This is a genomic window from Streptomyces sp. NBC_00207 (assembly GCF_045160965.1).
In the GTDB taxonomy this organism is placed as follows: domain Bacteria; phylum Actinomycetota; class Actinomycetes; order Streptomycetales; family Streptomycetaceae; genus Streptomyces.
The window spans coordinates 6,136,538-6,153,274 of record NZ_CP130715.1; the positions used below are offsets into that span (position 1 = coordinate 6,136,538).

Here is a 16,737-nt window from a genome sequence, read left to right on the forward strand (position 1 = left end):
TGCGGTGCGGGACGGACACCCTGTGTGTTCGTCCCATCACGCTACGGTTTAGTGGAGGCGACCCTTCCGCGGCTAGTGTTTTCGTACGGCGAGCGAGCCGATCCGGACACGGCTCACGCGGAAGCGAGCCACAGGTCGGGGCCGAACACCTCGTAGTGGATGTCGGCGGCCGGCACGCCCCCGGCGATCAGCTGCTCGCGCACGGAGCGCATGAAGGGCAGCGGCCCGCACAGGTAGGCGTGGGTGCCGGGGGCGACGGGGACGGCCGAGAGGTCCATGAGGCCCTCGCCGTCGCCCGGCTCCGCCGCCTCCTCGTACCAGAACCGGGCCGAGGCGTCGGCCAGTTTGTGCGTCAGGGCCCGGTGGTCGTCCCGCATCGGGTGGTCGGCGGGGGAGCGGTCGGCGTGCAGCACCGTCACCGGGGCGGCGTGCCCGGTGTCGGCGAGGTGCTCCAGCATCGAGAGCATCGGGGTGCAGCCGATCCCGGCCGAGGCGAGCAGGACCGGGGCCGTCGAGTCCCGCAGGACCAGGTCGCCGTACGGGGCCGAGACCCGCAGGGTGTCGCCGGTGCGGACGCGGGCGTGCAGGTGGTTGGAGACCTCGCCGTCGGGGCCCGCGGCGGCCGGGCCGTGGACCCGCTTGACGGTGATCGTGCGGACCGGGGAGCCGGGCGGGCAGGACAGGCTGTACTGCCGGATCTGGCGGGCGCCGTCGGGGAGTTCGACCTGGACCGACACGTACTGTCCGGGCTTGAACCCGGGTGCGGGGGCGCCGTCCGCGGGGGCCAGCCGGAAGGTGGTGCAGTCGGCCGTCTCCTCCACCCGGCCGGTGACGGTCCACTCGCGCCACACGTCCCCGGCGGTGACCTGCTGTTCGGCGTACAGGCGCTCCTCGATGGCGACGAGGGCCCCCGCCATCAGCCAGTAGACCTCGTCCCAGGCCTGAGCGACCTCGGGGGTGACGGCCTCGCCGAGGATCTCCGCGATGGCCGCGAAGAGGTGCTCGTGGACGACCGCGTACTGCTCGCGGGTGACGCCGAGGCTGGCGTGCTTGTGGGCGATGCGGCCGAGCATCACGTCGGGGCGGGTGTCGGGGTGCTCCAGGAGGTGGACGGCGAAGGCGGCGATGGACCCCGCGAGGGCCTGCTTCTGGAGGCCCGCGTTCTGGTTGCCGCGGTTGAAGAGGTCCCGGATCAGCGCCGGGTGGGCCGCGAAGAGCTTCGTGTAGAAGAGCTCCGTGATCTCGCCGATCGCCGCCCCGACGGCGGGAAGGGTGGCGCGTACGGTCGCGGTCGACTTCTCGGAAAGCATCATGACTCCTCGCGTGAGCGTGAATGAATTGGTATGTGAGATGCGTATTTATGGTCGCGGAAATGTGCGGCCGGTGGGGGCCCGGGCTCGTGCGGACTTCTGTTCGGACGTCTTGGCGGGGCCGGTCCCGTCGGGTCGCCGGGCGGTGTGAACCGGCCATCCGGCCGGGCCGTCAGGGCCCGCCGGCCCCCGACGGCGCCCGGCCGGAAATGCCCAGCAGGAGCGGTCCGGTCGGGGTTGCCACCAGGTCGTTCACCGTCAGCGGGTCCAGTGCGGCGAAGAAGGCCTCCTGGGCCCTGCGCAGCGCCCCGCGCAGCAGGCAGGCCCCGCGCAGTGGGCAGGGGGTGGTGCCGTCGCAGTCCACGACGTCGCCCGCACCCTCCAGCTCGCGCACCACTGCGCCCACCGAGGCGGCCCGCCCCGCGGAGGTCAGGGTGAGCCCGCCGCCGCGGCCGCGCCGCGCTTCCACCAGCCCGAGGTGCTGCAGCCTGGCGACCACTTTGGCCGTGTGGGTGTACGGGACCTCCATGGTCGCCGCCACGTCGCGGGTGGTCGGGAGTTCGGTCTCCTCGACCGCCAGGCGCATCAGGACGCGCAGCGCCAGGTCGGTGAATCGGGTCAGCCGCATGGGGTCACCGTAGGAAACTTGCATCTCGTCTGCAAGTTTTGACGCCCGCGCGGGGGCTGCCTGGCCGAAATTCATGGGGTGTGAGGGGCGTGTGGGGTGCCTGGGAGAGGGAGGAGGCCTGAAAGGGTGCCCCGCACCCGGACGGACTAGTCCCACCCTTTTGTGTAATGGTCCCATCACGTTCTGTACTGAAAGGCTGATCCCGCAGATCCATGGAGTGATCGAAAGGGAAATACATGTCGGTCCAGGCGGGTTCCGAACCCGAGGCCCAGGCACCACAGCGCAGTCTCGGGACGACGGCCGCGCGGAACTTGGCAACCACCACCAAGTCGGCGCCGCAGATGCAGGAGATCACCTCGCGGTGGCTCCTGAAGATGCTGCCGTGGGTGTCGGTGCAGGGCGGCACGTACCGCGTCAACCGCCGGCTGAGCTACTCGGTCGGCAACGGCGTCGTCGAGTTCATCAAGACCGGTACCCAGGTCCAGGTGATCCCCGCCGAGCTCGGCGAGCTCCCGCTGCTGCGCGACTACGAGGACCTCGACGTCCTCGGTGAACTGGCCCAGCGGTGCCGCCAGATCGACTTCGAGGCGGGCCAGGAGCTGACAGCATTCGGCAGCCCCGCCGACCAGGTGTTCCTTCTCGCCCACGGGCGCATCGACCAGATCGGCCCGGGCCCCTACGGCGACGACGCCGTCCTGCAGACCGTGGCCGACGGCGCGTACTTCGGCGAGGACTCCCTCGTCGATGAAGAATCGATTTGGGAGTACACCGCCCGCGCCGCCACCGCCGGCACCGCGCTGGTCCTGACCCGCCAGGACTTCCAGCTGCTCGCCGACCGGGTCGACTCGCTGCGCGAGCACCTGGAGAACGTACGGACGCTGCCCGCCCAGCGCACCAACAAGTACGGCGAGGCCGCGATCGACCTCTCCGCCGGCCACCAGGGCGAGGCCGTCCTCCCCGGCACATTCGTGGACTACGAGGCGCGCCCGCGCGAGTACGAACTCTCCATTGCACAAACGGTCCTGCGGGTACACAGCCGCGTCGCGGACCTCTACAACCACCCGATGAACCAGACCGAGCAGCAGTTGCGGCTCACGGTCGAGGCGCTGCGCGAGCGCCAGGAGCACGAGATGCTCAACAACCGCGACTTCGGCCTGCTCCACAACGCCGACTACGACCAGCGCATCCAGCCCCACGACGGCGCGCCCAGCCCCGACGACATGGACCAGCTGCTCAGCATGCGGCGCGGCTCCAAGCTCTTCCTGGCCCACCCCAAGGCGATCGCCGCCTTCGGCCGCGAGTGCAACAAGCGGGGGCTCTACCCGGAGTCGGTGGAGATCGACGGCAACCGGGTGCCGTCCTGGCGCGGAGTGCCGATCTTCCCGAGCAACAAGATCCCGATCAGCGACGCCCGGACCACGTCCATCCTGTGCATGCGCACCGGCGAGGACGAGCAGGGCGTGATCGGACTGCACCAGCCCGGCATCCCGGACGAGATCGAGCCGAGCCTGTCGGTCCGCTTCATGGGGATCAGCGAGCAGGCGATCATCTCGTACCTGGTCACCGCCTACTTCTCCGCCGCCGTGCTGGTGCCGGACGCGCTCGGCGTGCTGGAGAACGTCGAGATCGGCCGCTGGCGCTGAGCACGGTGAACGCCACCGCGACCGGTGAGGGCCAGGAGGCCGCGGCCCTCCTGGAACAGACGAGGGAAACGGTCAACCCCGAGCTGCGCCGGACGGTCGAGACCCTGCCCGGGGGGATGCGCCGCGTGGCGATGTACCACTTCGGCTGGGAGCGCGAGGACGGCACCCCGGCCGAGGGCGGCGCAGGCAAGGCCATCCGGCCGGCCCTGGTCCTGGCCGCCGCCCAGGCCCTCGCCGGGCCGGGGGCGGGCAAGGGCGACGAAGCCGTACGGGCGGCGGTGGCGGTGGAGCTGGCGCACAACTTCACGCTGCTGCACGACGACGTCATCGACAAGGACGTCCGGCGGCGCGGCCGCCCCACCGCATGGACCGTCTTCGGCATTCCGGACGCGATCATCACGGGCGATGCCATGATGGCGCTCGCACTGCGCCAGCTCGCGGAGGATCCGCATCCGGCTTCCGCGGCAGCCTCGTCCCGGCTCGCCGCGTGCATCATCGAGCTGTGCGCCGGCCAGCAGGCGGACTGCGCCTTCGAGCGGCGCCCGCACGTCTCCCTCGACGAGTGCCTGGCCATGGCCACGGCCAAGACCGGGGCGCTGCTGGGCTGCGCGTGCGCGCTCGGCGCGCTGTACGCGGGAGCCGGGCCGGACGAGGTCGACGCCATGGACGCCTTCGGCCGGGAGGCCGGGCTGGCCTTCCAGCTCATCGACGACCTGATCGGCATCTGGGGGGATCCGGGGCACACCGGCAAGCCCGCCGGGGCCGATCTGATCGCCCGCAAGAAGTCCCTCCCGGTCGTGGCCGCCCTCACCTCGGGCACCGCGGCGGGGGAGGAGCTGGCCGCCCTGTACGCGGGCCCCATGACCGGGGGCGACGTGCGCGCCGCGGCGGACGCGGTGGACCGGGCCGGCGGGCGCGACTGGGCGCAGACCCATGCCGCGGACCGGATGGGGCGGGCGGTCCAGCAGCTGTCCCGCGCCGTGCCGGACCTCGCGGCGGCGGGCGGGCTGCTGGCACTCGCGGAGTTCGTGACGCGCCGCACGCGGTGAGCCCGGCGCCGTCGGCAGGACAGGGCCGGGGCCTGTTCCGGCACGGCACGGTGCCGGAACGGGCCTTACCGCGGGTCCGCGTCAACTCTAGGATCGCTCACGGTTGTTGACGCGTGAGCGAAGGGTGTGACCAGTGGTGCTGGAGATACGTCAGGCGGGTCAGTCGGACCGGGACGCGGTGGCCCGGCTGCTCGACGAGGCCTTCCGTACGGACCCGGTGAGCAGCTGGGTCTTCCCGGACCCGGAGCACCGGGCCGCGGTGCACGGGAAGTTCCTCGGCGTCTTCGTGGACGTGGCGCTGGCCGAGGGCCGGATCGACTACGCGGTGGACGGCTCGGCGGCGGCGCTGTGGCTGCGGATCCCGGAGGGTGAGCCCGAGGGGGAGGACGAGGTCCCGGCGCGGATGCGCGCGGTGGCCGACCCGGACAACGAGCGGTGCGAGCTGGTCGGCCGGCTGACGGGCGCGGTGCACCCGACGGCGGAGGAGCACGAGTACCTGCTGATGATCGCGGTGGCCCCGGGCCGGCAGGGGCAGGGGCTGGGCAGCGAGCTGATGCGGCCGGTGCTGGAGCGCTGCGACCGCGAGGGCGTGCCGGCGTACCTGGAGGCGAGCAGCGAGCGCAGCAAGGGGCTGTACGAGCGGCTCGGGTGGGAGTTCACGGGGGAGGCGGTGCGGCTGCCGGAGGGGCCGCTGATGTGGCCGATGTGGCGCAAGCCGCGCGGGTAGGAGGGTCGGACCTCGCGGGGGACCGGGCCGCAATCGGGCCGGATCCGGACGGGAATCGCGCAGGAGGCGTATGGGGGGCTTGCGTAACCACTTCAAGTGAAGTACTTTCCTCGACGTGCCTTCGATGCGGGGGCACTGTCGAACGGAAGAGAATCGCTTGCGCAAGCTCACGTACTTCATCGCCACGTCGGTCGACGGCTTCATCGGGGCCCCGGACGGCGACGGCGATTTCTTCTACGCACACCTCGATGCCGAGTTCATCGACTTCCTCAAGGCCGAGTACCCGGAGACCATCTCCGCCCAGGGCCGTGTGGCGCTGGGGCTGGCCGACGCCGAGCCGAAGCGCTTCGACGCGGTGCTCATGGGCCGCAACACGTACGAGCCCGGCGTCAAGCAGGGCATGACCAGCCCCTACGGCCACCTGCCCGGGCAGTACGTCGTCTCCCGCACCCTCACCACCCCGCCCGACCCGCAGGTCGAGCTGATCTCCGGGGACGTCGCGGCCAGGGTCCGCGAGCTCAAGGCCCGGGACGGGCTCGACATCTGGCTCTGCGGCGGGGCCGACCTCGCCACCCAGCTGATCGACGAGATCGACGAGTTCATCGTCAAGACCTACCCCGTCCTCGTGGGCACCGGCATGCCGATGTCGCGGGCCGGATTCGGGGTGCGCCCGCTGGAGCTCACCGGGGTCAAGGTCCTCGGCGGCGGCCAGACCGTCACCTCGTACGCCGTCAAGCGCTGACCTCGCCGGTCCCCGGGGCTCTCCGGCCCCAAACGCGCCGAACCGGCCTACCGTGGAGGTATGGCCGGTGAACAGCAGCAGCGCGCACACGAGACGATCGCCCCGCAGGCCGGGCACGAACAGCAGACGTGCCCGGCGTGCGGGCGCCGCGTCGACACGGTGGTCAGACGGCGCAAGTCACTCGGGATCTTCATTCCGGTGTGGGGCCGCGGCCCCTGCCGGAATCCGGGATGCCCCGATTACGCGGGCCCCGAGGAGCGGTGACTCAGCCCTTGGAGGCGAGCTCCTTCGTGCCCAGGCCGGAGGCGAAGCCGTTGGCCCAGAGCTGGTTGACGCGCGCCCGCTCGGCGGAGTTCGGGGTGGCGTTCTGGCACGAGGTGCCCGGTCCGCCGCCCGACATCAGCTCGGAGCACGGGCCCGAATAGTGGTCCGGAAGGCCCAGCACGTGGCCGGTCTCGTGCGCGGTCACGCGGGTGGAGTTGTACTGCTGGTTCTGCCGGTAGTCGAGGAAGATGTAACCCCGGCCGTGCCCGTCCGTGCTCGCGTACGAGCCGCGTGAGTCGTTGCCCTCGCGGTACGAGAAGTTCCCGCCGGAGGACACCTCCTGGAGCTTGACGTTGCTCACCGAGCTGTTCCAGATCTGCGTGGAGCGGGCTATCTGGCTGCGGAAGCTGGGTGCGCTGCGGGTGTTGTACGTGACGGTCACGGCCAGGACGCCGGGGTTCGCGGCGCGCTGCTCGGCGACCGAGCGCTGCACGGCCTCGAAGAAGGCGCGGTTGGCGGCCTCGTTCTCCTGCGAGCCCGCGTACGCGGCGTAAGTGGCGGCATTGCCGACGGGGGCGGGAGCGGCGCTGGCGGTGGGGGTGACACCGAGGGCGGCGGCGAGGCCGAGGCCGACGGTCGTGGCCAGAACGGCCTTACGGGAGTGGCGCATGTGGGGGAGCTCCTACTCGTCCGGTGCGGTGGGGGGTGGGTCGTTCGGTACCGGAGTCTGCGGGAGTTCACTGGCCCGGCGGATGATGTCACTCCCCGATAGCGCCGGCCTATCGGGAAGATTTCGACAGCCCAACTAGCGTGAGAATGGCGGGATTCGGGGGGCTATCAGTGGCTGGTGCGGTCCACCGGGACCGGCCTACTCTCGGGTCATGGAGCTTGAGGTCAGGCACCTGCGCGCGCTGTGCGCCATCGCCGACGCCGGCAGCCTGCACAAGGCCGCCCGGCAACTCGGCGTGAGCCAGCCCTCCTTGACGACCCAGCTGCGCCGCATCGAACGGGCCCTGGACGGCGAGCTGTTCCTGCGCGAGCGGACCGGCTGCCGGCCCACCCCCTTCGGCCGGACCGTACTGGGCCGGGCCCGGCCGCTGCTCGCCGAGATGGCCGCGCTGGTGGCCGAGGCCCGGGCGCAGGCCCGCGGACCGCGGCTGCGCATCGGCTCCACGGCCAGCCGGGCGCTGCCGGGATGGCTGCGCCGGCTGCACCGGCGGATGCCGGACACCGAGACCTCGCTGGTGGTGGACGTGTCCGCCAACGCGCTCCTGCGGATGGTGGCCTCGGGGCAGCTGGACGTGGCGTTCGTGCACGAGGTGGAGGGCAGCCCGCTGCGGGTGCCGTCCGGGCTGCAGATGCACGTGCTGATGGAGCGGGAGCCGCAGTTCGTGTCGATGTCCCGGGACCATCCGGCCGCCGGGCAGTCGGTGGTCTCCTTACGGGACCTGGCCGCCGACCGGTGGATGGTGGACCCCTCGGTCGACGGCGAGTGGGACGGGCTGCGGCGGGTCTTCGCCGGGGCCGGGCTCGACCCGCCCGTCCTCCACGCCGACTACCACACGGCGACCTCGCTGATCATCTCCGGCGAGGCGGTCGCGCCCTGCCAGCCGACGTCCGGGCCGCGCGAGGACATGGCGATCCGGCCGCTGTCGGGGGACCCCCTCGCCGTCCGGCTGCTGCTGGCGACCCGGCCCGGCGCCCACGCGGAGGTCTACGAGGACCTCCGCGCCGCCTATCGCGAGGCGGCCCTGCGCACGCCCCCGTACCGCGCCTGGCTGCACCACCACGCGAGCCCCCTGCTGGCGGCCTGACGGAGTCCGGGCCCGGCCCCGACCCGCCCCCGGACTCCGTCCGGAGCCCCACCCCCGAACGCCGGCGCCGCTGGAACACCCGGCCGCGCCGGCGTTCCGGCGTGCCCGCGCACCCGCTTGACTTCCCTTGGCCGCGATATATCGTGTTGTTCAGAAGACGCGATATGTTGCGTGCGTCGAGCCCGGTCCGTGAACGCACGAGGAGGATCAGCACCATGGCAGAGCAGTCGTCCCGGCCGTCGCCTTCGCAGTCGACCTGGCACATCGCCGAACCGCAGAAAGTCGCCTTCGAGGCGCCGGTGACCGAGCTGCGCGTGCGCGTCGTGAGCGGCACGGTGAACGTGGTCGCCGCCGAGGCGGGCCCGGCCCGCCTGGAGGTGACCGAGGTCGACGGACCGCCGCTGTACGTGGTGCAGGACGGCGACACCCTCACCGTCTCCTACGAGGACGTGCCCTGGAACGGCTCCCAGGGCCTCAAGCAGTGGTTCGAGTCGAAGCCCTGGAAGGCCTGGTCCTCCGGTTCGTCCGCCGGCCGCAAGGCCTGGGAGCGCAGCGCCGCGATCACCCTCACCGTCCCCGCGGCCACCCGGGTCCAGGTGGCCGCGGTCGACGCCACCGCCTTCGTCTCCGGCATCTCCGGCGGCACCGAGGTCACGGGGGTCTCCGGCGACGCCACGCTGGTCGGGCTCTCCGGCCGGGTCAAGGCGCACACCGTCTCCGGCGGCGTCGAGGCCCAGTCCGTCACCGGCGACCTCCGCTTCCATTCGGTGTCCGGCGGCCTGACGGTCGTCGACGGCGCGGGCGTGAGCGTACGGGCCGACTCGGTCAGCGGTGACATGCTCCTCGACCTGGACCTCGGCCCGGCGGCCGCGCGCCCCGTCGACATCGCGCTGAACTCCGTGTCCGGCCAGGTCGCGATCCGCCTCCCGCACCCCGCCGACGCCCGCGTGGAGGCCAACACCGCCACCGGCGGCGTCTCCAACGCCTTCGAGGACCTGCGGGTCTCCGGCCAGCTGGGCGCCAAGCGGATCACCGGCACGCTCGGCTCCGGCTCCGGCACTCTGCGGGCCACCACCGTCTCCGGCGGCATCGCGCTGCTGCGCCGCCCGCAGGCCGATGCCGGTGCCGACGCCCCCGCCGCCGCTCCGCTCGCGCTCGACAAGAAGGTGCTCTGACATGCCGCCCGTCTTCGCCCACGGCCGCCTCCGCCTCTACCTCCTCAAGCTGCTGGACGAGGCCCCGCGCCACGGGTACGAGGTGATCCGGCTGCTGGAGGAGCGCTTCCAGGGCCTGTACGCCCCCTCCGCGGGCACCGTGTACCCGCGGCTGGCCAAGCTGGAGGCCGAGGGCCTCGTCACGTACGCCACCGAGGGCGGGCGCAAGGTCTACTCCATCACCGAGGCGGGCCGCGCGGAGCTGGCCGACCGCAGCGGCGAACTCGCCGACCTGGAGCTGGAGATCCGCGACTCGGTCACCGAACTGGCCGCGGAGATCCGCAACGACGTCCGGGGCGCGGCGGGTGACCTGCGGCGCGAGATGCGGGCGGCGGCCTCGGCGTCCGCGACCCAGGTCGAGGACGAGTCCTGGAAGGCGGCCAAGGAGGAGCTGCGCAAGGCGAGGCAGGAGTGGAAGGAACAGGCGCGCCGGGCGAAGGACGAGAGCCGCCGGGCCCGCGAGGAGGCTCAGCAGGCCCGCCGCCAGGCCAAGGAGGCCCAGGACCGGGCCCGCGAGGAGGTCCAGCGCATCGCGGTCCAGCTGCAGGAGCAGTTCGCCAAGTCCGGCGGCGTCCTGGGGAGTCTGGCCGGCGCGTGGCTCGGCGGCGGTGCGGCGCAGTCCGGGCCGTCGGCCGGTCCCGCCGCCGGGACCGCGGCCGCGCCGTCGGCCCCGGCGGCGGACGCCGAGGCCGATGCGGACTGGGCCGAGGACCTGGCGCCCAGCGGTGATCCGGCGCGCGATCTGGACCGGCTGCTGGACCGCTTCCGCGACGAGGTGCGGGATGCCGCGCGGGACCACGGGGTGAGCTCGGCGCAGGTGGCCGAGGTCCGGGTGGGGCTCGCGGCGGCGGCCGCCCGGCTGAGGGCGACGCTGCGGGCCGGGTAGGCGGGGCCGGATCCGTCAGGCGGCCAGGCCGGCTTCGGCTGTTCCGTAGGTGATGCCGTGGTCCGTCAGGACCTCGGACACCGTGCCGGGGCGGGAGAGGAGGGCCAGCAGGAGGTGCAGGGTGCCGATGTGGTTGTCCTTGCGGCCCAGGGCGATGCGGAGGGACTGTTCCAGCACCTTCTTCGAGCCCGCGGTGAAAGGGACCCGGTAGCTGCCGGCGCGGTCGTCCGGCTCGTCGCGGCCGAGGGCCGAGCGCAGTGAGGCGCGCAGGGTCCGCCTGCGCGGGGCGGGGGTCGCGAGCGCCCCCTGGCCGTGGGTCTCCTCGATGCGGGAGACGATCTCCGTGAGGTCGATCCCGAGTCCGGCCAGCGCCTCCTCGTCCGCCCGGGACATGCCGCCCCGGCGGCGAGCCGCCGTCAGGTCGGCGGCGACCGCGGTGCGGTCCACGCCCAGCCGGTCCAAGGCTCCCAGTTCCAGCAGGGAGAGCAGCAGGTGCTCCTCGGTGACGGTCGCGGCCCCGGCCCGCCGGGCCTCGGTCACCGCCCCCGTCACGGTGTTCCGGGCGTCGGTCGTGAAGCGTTCGAACATCAGAGCCTCCCGTACTTCTTGTGCACGGCCTGCCGGCTGACGCCCAGCTCGGCCGCGATCTCCTGCCAGGACCACCCCTGCGCGCGGGCACTGCGTACCTGTACCGCCTCCAGCTGCTCCAGCAGTCTGCGGAGGGCGGCCACGGCACGCAGGCCCACGCGCGGGTCGCGGTCACCGGCCCGCTCGGCGAGATCGGTTGCTTCCGTCATGCCTGTCAATTTAGGTTGACGCGGGAGGTGTTGTCAACCTTCATTGACGCGTGCGGGTCTACGGGGTGAGGACGATCTTCCCGAAGAGGTCACCCGCCTCGAGCTTCTCGAAGCCCTCGCGCGCCCGCTCCAGCGGCAGCACCTCGTCGATGACCGGCCGGAGCCCGGTCGTGGCACAGAACGACAGCAGGTCCTCCAGCTCGTCCTTCGATCCCATCGTCGAGCCGACCACCTTCAGCTCCAGGAAGAAGATCCGGGTCAGCTCGGCGTGCGCCGGGCGGTCGCCGCTCGTGGCGCCGGAGATCACCAGGGTGCCGCCGGGGCGCAGGGACTTCACCGAGTGGGACCAGGTGGCCGCGCCCACCGTCTCGATCACCGCGTCCACCCGCTGCGGCAGCCGCGCGCCCGGCTCGTACGCCTCCACGGCGCCCAGCTCCACGGCCCGCTTGCGCTTGGCCTCGTCCCGGCTGGTGGCGAAGACCCGCAGGCCCGCCGCCTTGCCGAGGGCGATCGCGGCGGTCGCCACCCCGCCGCCGGCGCCCTGGACGAGCACGGAGTCCCCGGGGCGGACCCCGGCATTGGTGAACAGCATCCGGTACGCCGTCAGCCAGGCCGTCGGCAGGCAGGCGGCCTCCTCGAAGGTCAGCTCGGCGGGCTTGCGCAGGACGTTCCACGCGGGGACGGTCACCTGCTCGGCGAAGGTCCCCTGGTAGCGCTCGGTCAGGATCGAGCGGGGCTCGTCGGGGCCGACCCCGTGGCCGCTCTGGCCGATCACGGAGTGCAGGACGACCTCGTTGCCGTCCTGGTCGATCCCGGCGGCGTCGCAGCCGAGGATCATCGGGAGTCTTTCCTCGCCGAGGCCCACCCCGCGCAGCGACCACAGGTCGTGGTGGTTGAGGGAGGCGGCCTTGACGTTCACGGTCACCCAGCCGGGCCGGGCCTCCGGTGCCGGGCGGTCGCCCAGTACAAGGCCGTTCAGCGGCTGGTCACGGTCGATTCGGGCGGCGTAGGCAGCGAACATGCCGCGACGCTACCGCTCGGTAGGGCCGGGTTCCAGCCCTCTCGTGACCGTGGCGGTGAGGCCTTCGTCGCACCGTCGCGAAGCCGGTGCGGCCCCGGGGCCGCACCGCGCGAACGGCGCGTGAAAAAGCAGAGGCCCGGCCGGAGGGATCCGGCCGGGCCTGTTGCCCGTACAAGCTCGCGCGGCGGTCAGGCCAGGCGGGCCACGCCGTCGGCCTTCGCGGCGGCGGCGACGGCCGTGGCGACGGCCTCCGCGACGCGCTCGTCGAACGGCGAGGGGATCACGTAGTCGGCGGCGAGCTCGTCACCCACGACGCCGGCGATGGCGTCGGCGGCGGCGATCTTCATGCCCTCGGTGATCCGGGTCGCGCGCACCTTGAGGGCGCCCGCGAAGATGCCCGGGAACGCCAGCACGTTGTTGATCTGGTTCGGGAAGTCCGAGCGGCCCGTGGCCACGACCGCCGCGTACTTGTGCGCGACGTCCGGGTGGACCTCCGGGTTCGGGTTGGCCATGGCGAAGACGAAGGCGTCCTTCGCCATCGAGGCCACCGCCTCCTCCGGGACCGTACCGCCGGAGACGCCGATGAAGACGTCCGCGCCGGCGAGGGCCTGCTCCAGCGAACCGGTCTGGCCGGTCTTGTTGGTCAGACCCGCGATCTCCGCCTTGACGTCCGTCAGGTCGGAACGGTCCGCCGACACGACGCCCTTGCGGTCGGTGACGCAGACGTCGCCGATGCCCGCGTCCACCAGGATCTTGGCGATGGCGATGCCCGCCGCGCCCGCGCCCGAGATCACGGCACGCAGGTCGCCGAGGGTGCGACCCGTGAGCTTCGCGGCGTTGCGCAGCGCGGCCAGCGTCACGATGGCCGTGCCGTGCTGGTCGTCGTGGAAGATCGGGATGTCCAGCGCCTCCTGGAGGCGCCGCTCGATCTCGAAGCAGCGGGGGGCCGAGATGTCCTCCAGGTTGACCCCGCCGAAGGACGGGGCGAGCCGGATGACCGTCTCGATGATCTCGTCCGTGTCCTTGGTGGCGAGCGCGATCGGAACCGCGTCCACCCCACCGAACTGCTTGAAGAGAATGGCCTTGCCCTCCATGACGGGGAGGGATGCCTCGGGGCCGATGTCACCGAGTCCGAGCACGGCCGTGCCGTCGGTGACGACGGCGACCACGTTGGACTTCCAGGTGTACTCGTTCACCAGCTCCGGCTGCTCGGCGATGGCGCTGCACACCTTCGCCACGCCGGGCGTGTACGCGAGGGACAGGTCGTCCTTGTTGGTGACGGGCACCGTGGCCTGGATGGCCATCTTGCCGCCCCGGTGCAGCGCGAACACCGCGTCCGGGTTGTTGTCCGTGACGCTGTCGCTGCGAGGGTTGATGATCTCCGCTGCCACTGTGTGTGACCCCTTAAGTCCTTTGAATCGTTGAGGGTGGCCACTCCTGGTTAAGGGGTGGGCGGGCACCGCGTCCGTACTCCGCATCGACGGTTGGCCCGTCTCCGCGGAGGGGAGGTTCGTACGCGCGGGCGCGCCGCACGCGCGCCCTGAGCCCCGGATGAGGGGTGTAAGGATCTGTTCTACCCGAAGAACGCTCGCCCAGACGAGTCGATTCCCGCTCAATCGTAGGTCGCTTGCCCCGCTTTTGGCGAAAAGTCCAAACCTTGTCGTCCGATGGGCGAGACGCCCCGGAGAAACTGCGGCCAAAAGGCCAGGTCACAGCAGTATCTGCGGCCTCGAACGCCCTTCTCCGCAGTCCTGTTGGGCTACCCCCACCGCCCGTTATGCGATTTTGACCTGACGGGCACCCTGAATGTCTCAGTCCGAATGGCAAGATGCCGTAATCACACAAGGTCGCGACACTCGATGGTGCGTGTCCGACCCTTTTTCGATGCTTTTCCACCAGTGCCGGAGGAACCAAGCCATGACCGCTAGCACCACCCGTCGTACGACCGCCGCACGGTCCCGGATCGCCGCGGTCGGCGCGATCGCGGTCGCGGGCGCCCTGATCCTCACCGGTTGTGGTGACCAGACCGACAAGGCCTCCACCAGCCCGTCGGGTGCGGCGAACAACAGCGCGCCGCTCTTCTCGAAGCTCCCGAAGAAGATCCAGGACGCCGGTGTCATCAAGGTCGGCACGGACGCGACCTACGCGCCGATGGAGTTCACCGAGGGCGGCAAGATCGTCGGTGTCGACCCCGACGTCGCGGCGGCCCTGAGCAAGCAGCTCGGCGTGCAGTTCAAGTTCGAGTCCGGCACCTTCGACACCCTGATCGGCAGCATGCAGACGGGTCGCAGCGACCTGGTCATGTCCTCGCTCACCGACACCAAGGCCCGTCAGGAGGGCCTGGACGACAAGGGCGCCAAGACCGGTGCCGGTGTCGACTTCGTCGACTACTTCTCCGCCTCGACCGGCATCCTGGTCAAGAAGGGCAACCCCCAGGGCATCAAGACCCTCGACGACCTGTGCGGCAAGACGGTCGCCGTGCAGCGCGGCACCACGTACGAGGAGTCCGCCAAGACCCAGGCCGAGAAGTGCAAGACGGACGGCAAGGGCGAGCTCAAGATCGAGTCCTTCCCGACCGACGCCGAGGCCCAGACCCGCGTCAAGGCCGGCGGCGCCGCCGCGGACCTGAACGACTCCCCGGTCGCCGCGTACATCGCGCAGACCGCCGGCGGCGGCAACGACTTCGAGGCCATCGCCAACCCGACCGACGCCGGCCTCTTCGGCATCGCGGTGGACAAGAAGAACACCGAGCTGCGCGACGCGCTCAAGGAAGCCCTTGACGCGGTCATCAAGGACGGCACGTACAAGGCTGCCCTCGACAAGTGGAACGCGGGCTCCGGCGCCGTGACCGAGGCCAAGATCAACGCCGGTTCCTGACCTCCGCGTACCACCGCAGCACACTGAAGGGCAGTCACTGTGACTGACAAGCTCGACAAGGTCCCGGGCCCGGCGGACACCCCGCCGGCCGGGGCCGTACCCCCCGAGGCGATCCGCGCCATTCCGGTCCGCCACTACGGCCGCTGGATCAGCGCCGTGGTCGTCATCGGCCTGGTCGTGGCGCTCGTGATCGCCTTCTCGCAGGGCAACGTTCGCTGGGCGACCGTGCCGGAGAAGCTGTTCGACCCCACCATCCTCCGTGGTGTCGGCAACACCATCTGGATCAGCATCACCGCGATGGCCCTGGGCCTGGTGCTCGGTGTCCTCTTCGCGGTGATGCGGCTCTCGAAGAACCCGGTGACCAGCACCATCGCCTGGTTCTACATCTGGCTGTTCCGCGGCACCCCGGTGTACGTGCAGCTGCTCATCTGGTTCAACCTCGCCCTGATCTTCCCGATCCTGAACCTCGGGTTCTACAAGGACGAGATGACCCAGGTCATGACGCCCTTCCTGGCCGCCCTGCTGGGCCTCGGCCTCAACGAGGGCGCGTACATGGCGGAGATCGTCCGCGCCGGCATCCAGTCGGTCGACGAGGGCCAGACCGAGGCCTCGCACGCGCTCGGCATGACCCGTACGCAGACCATGCGCCGGGTCGTGCTGCCGCAGGCCATGCGGGTGATCGTGCCGCCGTCCGGCAACGAGTTCATCAACATGCTCAAGACCTCGTCGCTCGTCGTCGCCGTGCAGTACTTCGACCTGCTGCGCGCGGCCCAGGACATCGCGTCCACCTCGTTCGCGGTGATGGAGATGTTCTTCGTCGCCTCGATCTGGTACCTCGCCCTGACCAGCGTGTTCAGCGTCGGCCAGTACTACCTGGAGCGCCGCTACGCCCGTGGTGCGCTCCGCTCGCTGCCGCCCACGCCGCTGCAGAAGATCAAGGCGAAACTGTCCAGCTTCTCGAACCGCAAGGCGGTGGCCTGATGACGACTGCCATGGTGAAGGCCGAGGGCGTCCACAAGTCCTACGGTGCGGCGCACATCCTCAAGGGCATCGACCTGGAGGTCGCCCCGCGTGAGGTCTTCTGCCTCGTCGGCCCGTCCGGCTCCGGCAAGTCGACCTTCCTGCGGTGCATCAACCACCTGGAGCAGGTCAACGCCGGACGGCTGTACGTCGACGGCCAGCTCGTCGGCTACCGCCAGAAGGGCGACAAGCTCTACGAGCTGAAGGACAGCGAGGTCGCGGCCCAGCGCCGGGACATCGGCATGGTCTTCCAGCGCTTCAACCTCTTCCCGCACATGACGGCCATCGAGAACGTCATGGAAGCCCCGATCATGGTCAAGGGCGAGTCCAAGGCGGTGGCGCGCGAGCGCGCCATCAAGCTGCTGGACCGCGTGGGCCTCGGCGACAAGGGCGGGAACTACCCCACCCAGCTCTCCGGCGGCCAGCAGCAGCGCGTGGCGATCGCCCGCGCGCTCGCCATGGAGCCGAAGCTGATGCTCTTCGACGAGCCCACCTCGGCGCTCGACCCCGAGCTGGTGGGCGACGTCCTCGACGTCATGCGGGACCTGGCCGAGTCGGGCATGACCATGATCGTGGTCACGCACGAGATGGGCTTCGCCCGCGAGGTCGGCGACAACCTCGTCTTCATGGACGGCGGCGTGGTCGTCGAGTCGGGCAACCCGCGCGACGTGCTGGGCAACCCGCAGCACGACCGCACGAAGGCGTTCCTGTCCAAGGTGCTCTAGCGCTCCGGCGCCCGGGTGCC

At 71.3% G+C, this 16,737-nt stretch carries 18 protein-coding genes; 11 read left to right on the plus strand and 7 right to left on the minus strand.

Annotation, left to right across the window (positions count from 1 at the left end; translation table 11 throughout):
- Positions 1 to 113: 113 nt before the first annotated feature.
- Together OG472_RS29185 and OG472_RS29190 are read right to left on the minus strand one after the other, a co-directional pair.
- Positions 114 to 1,310: a globin domain-containing protein gene (locus tag OG472_RS29185; protein WP_401607830.1), complete on the minus strand. Its 1,197-nt coding sequence runs from the start codon at positions 1,308 to 1,310 to the stop codon at positions 114 to 116.
- A gap of 172 nt (positions 1,311 to 1,482) precedes the next feature.
- Entirely contained in the window at positions 1,483 to 1,938 is a 456-nt protein-coding gene (locus OG472_RS29190) for an RrF2 family transcriptional regulator (RefSeq protein WP_405831939.1), read from the minus strand.
- A gap of 236 nt (positions 1,939 to 2,174) precedes the next feature.
- Between OG472_RS29190 and OG472_RS29195 the strand changes: the two genes are divergently transcribed.
- The 5 genes from OG472_RS29195 (at position 2,175) to OG472_RS29215 (ending at position 6,363) form a co-directional block, all read left to right on the plus strand.
- Positions 2,175 to 3,581, plus strand: a complete 1,407-nt coding sequence (locus tag OG472_RS29195; RefSeq protein ID WP_401606611.1) for a family 2B encapsulin nanocompartment shell protein — start codon at positions 2,175 to 2,177, stop codon at positions 3,579 to 3,581.
- 5 nt (positions 3,582 to 3,586) lie between these two features.
- Positions 3,587 to 4,630, plus strand: coding sequence for a family 2 encapsulin nanocompartment cargo protein polyprenyl transferase (locus tag OG472_RS29200; RefSeq protein WP_405831941.1), 1,044 nt, complete (start codon positions 3,587 to 3,589; stop codon positions 4,628 to 4,630).
- A 133-nt stretch (positions 4,631 to 4,763) separates the two neighbouring features.
- Positions 4,764 to 5,357, plus strand: coding sequence for a GNAT family N-acetyltransferase (locus OG472_RS29205; protein WP_405831943.1), 594 nt, complete (start codon positions 4,764 to 4,766; stop codon positions 5,355 to 5,357).
- Positions 5,358 to 5,514: 157 nt separating this feature from the next.
- The gene (locus OG472_RS29210) at positions 5,515 to 6,099 is read left to right on the plus strand and encodes a dihydrofolate reductase family protein (protein ID WP_401606606.1); all 585 of its coding nucleotides are present in this window, start codon (positions 5,515 to 5,517) and stop codon (positions 6,097 to 6,099) included.
- A gap of 60 nt (positions 6,100 to 6,159) precedes the next feature.
- On the plus strand, positions 6,160 to 6,363 hold the full coding sequence (locus tag OG472_RS29215; RefSeq protein ID WP_401606603.1) for a hypothetical protein: 204 nt from the start codon (positions 6,160 to 6,162) through the stop codon (positions 6,361 to 6,363).
- Position 6,364: 1 nt separating this feature from the next.
- Here the strand turns inward: OG472_RS29215 and snpA are convergent, their stop codons facing one another.
- Positions 6,365 to 7,033, minus strand: coding sequence for a snapalysin (snpA, locus tag OG472_RS29220; RefSeq protein WP_401606601.1), 669 nt, complete (start codon positions 7,031 to 7,033; stop codon positions 6,365 to 6,367).
- A gap of 211 nt (positions 7,034 to 7,244) precedes the next feature.
- On the opposite strand from snpA, the gene OG472_RS29225 reads away from it, so the two are divergent.
- From OG472_RS29225 to OG472_RS29235, 3 genes are all read left to right on the plus strand, one after another.
- Complete coding sequence (locus OG472_RS29225) at positions 7,245 to 8,177, plus strand: LysR family transcriptional regulator (RefSeq protein WP_383562851.1); 933 nt, start codon at positions 7,245 to 7,247, stop codon at positions 8,175 to 8,177.
- A gap of 215 nt (positions 8,178 to 8,392) precedes the next feature.
- Entirely contained in the window at positions 8,393 to 9,352 is a 960-nt protein-coding gene (locus tag OG472_RS29230) for a DUF4097 family beta strand repeat-containing protein (protein ID WP_401606597.1), read from the plus strand.
- A 1-nt stretch (position 9,353) separates the two neighbouring features.
- Positions 9,354 to 10,277, plus strand: coding sequence for a helix-turn-helix transcriptional regulator (locus OG472_RS29235; RefSeq protein WP_405831945.1), 924 nt, complete (start codon positions 9,354 to 9,356; stop codon positions 10,275 to 10,277).
- A gap of 15 nt (positions 10,278 to 10,292) precedes the next feature.
- On the opposite strand, the gene OG472_RS29240 is transcribed toward OG472_RS29235, so the two are convergent.
- The 4 genes from OG472_RS29240 to OG472_RS29255 all read right to left on the minus strand — a co-directional run bounded on the left by OG472_RS29240 (position 10,293) and on the right by OG472_RS29255 (position 13,486).
- Positions 10,293 to 10,865, minus strand: coding sequence for a Clp protease N-terminal domain-containing protein (locus tag OG472_RS29240; RefSeq protein ID WP_401606591.1), 573 nt, complete (start codon positions 10,863 to 10,865; stop codon positions 10,293 to 10,295).
- Positions 10,865 to 11,074, minus strand: a complete 210-nt coding sequence (locus tag OG472_RS29245) for a helix-turn-helix domain-containing protein (protein WP_030013034.1) — start codon at positions 11,072 to 11,074, stop codon at positions 10,865 to 10,867. The genes OG472_RS29240 and OG472_RS29245 overlap by 1 nt, the downstream gene beginning before the upstream one ends.
- Positions 11,075 to 11,132: 58 nt before the next feature.
- Positions 11,133 to 12,095 carry a zinc-binding dehydrogenase gene (locus OG472_RS29250; RefSeq protein ID WP_405831947.1) on the minus strand — a complete coding sequence of 321 codons (963 nt, stop codon included), beginning with the start codon at positions 12,093 to 12,095 and terminating at the stop codon, positions 11,133 to 11,135.
- A 188-nt stretch (positions 12,096 to 12,283) separates the two neighbouring features.
- Positions 12,284 to 13,486: an NADP-dependent malic enzyme gene (locus OG472_RS29255; protein WP_319722788.1), complete on the minus strand. Its 1,203-nt coding sequence runs from the start codon at positions 13,484 to 13,486 to the stop codon at positions 12,284 to 12,286.
- A 526-nt stretch (positions 13,487 to 14,012) separates the two neighbouring features.
- Between OG472_RS29255 and OG472_RS29260 the strand changes: the two genes are divergently transcribed.
- From OG472_RS29260 to OG472_RS29270, 3 genes are read left to right on the plus strand one after another with little or no spacing between them, the layout of a single operon-like run.
- Positions 14,013 to 14,972 carry an ABC transporter substrate-binding protein gene (locus tag OG472_RS29260; RefSeq protein ID WP_401606586.1) on the plus strand — a complete coding sequence of 320 codons (960 nt, stop codon included), beginning with the start codon at positions 14,013 to 14,015 and terminating at the stop codon, positions 14,970 to 14,972.
- 39 nt (positions 14,973 to 15,011) lie between these two features.
- Positions 15,012 to 15,953 (plus strand): amino acid ABC transporter permease, encoded by a 942-nt coding sequence (locus OG472_RS29265; RefSeq protein ID WP_383562870.1) that lies wholly within the window; start codon positions 15,012 to 15,014, stop codon positions 15,951 to 15,953.
- On the plus strand, positions 15,953 to 16,717 hold the full coding sequence (locus tag OG472_RS29270) for an amino acid ABC transporter ATP-binding protein (protein WP_383562873.1): 765 nt from the start codon (positions 15,953 to 15,955) through the stop codon (positions 16,715 to 16,717). Before OG472_RS29265 ends, OG472_RS29270 begins: the two co-directional genes overlap by 1 nt.
- Positions 16,718 to 16,737 lie beyond the last annotated feature (20 nt).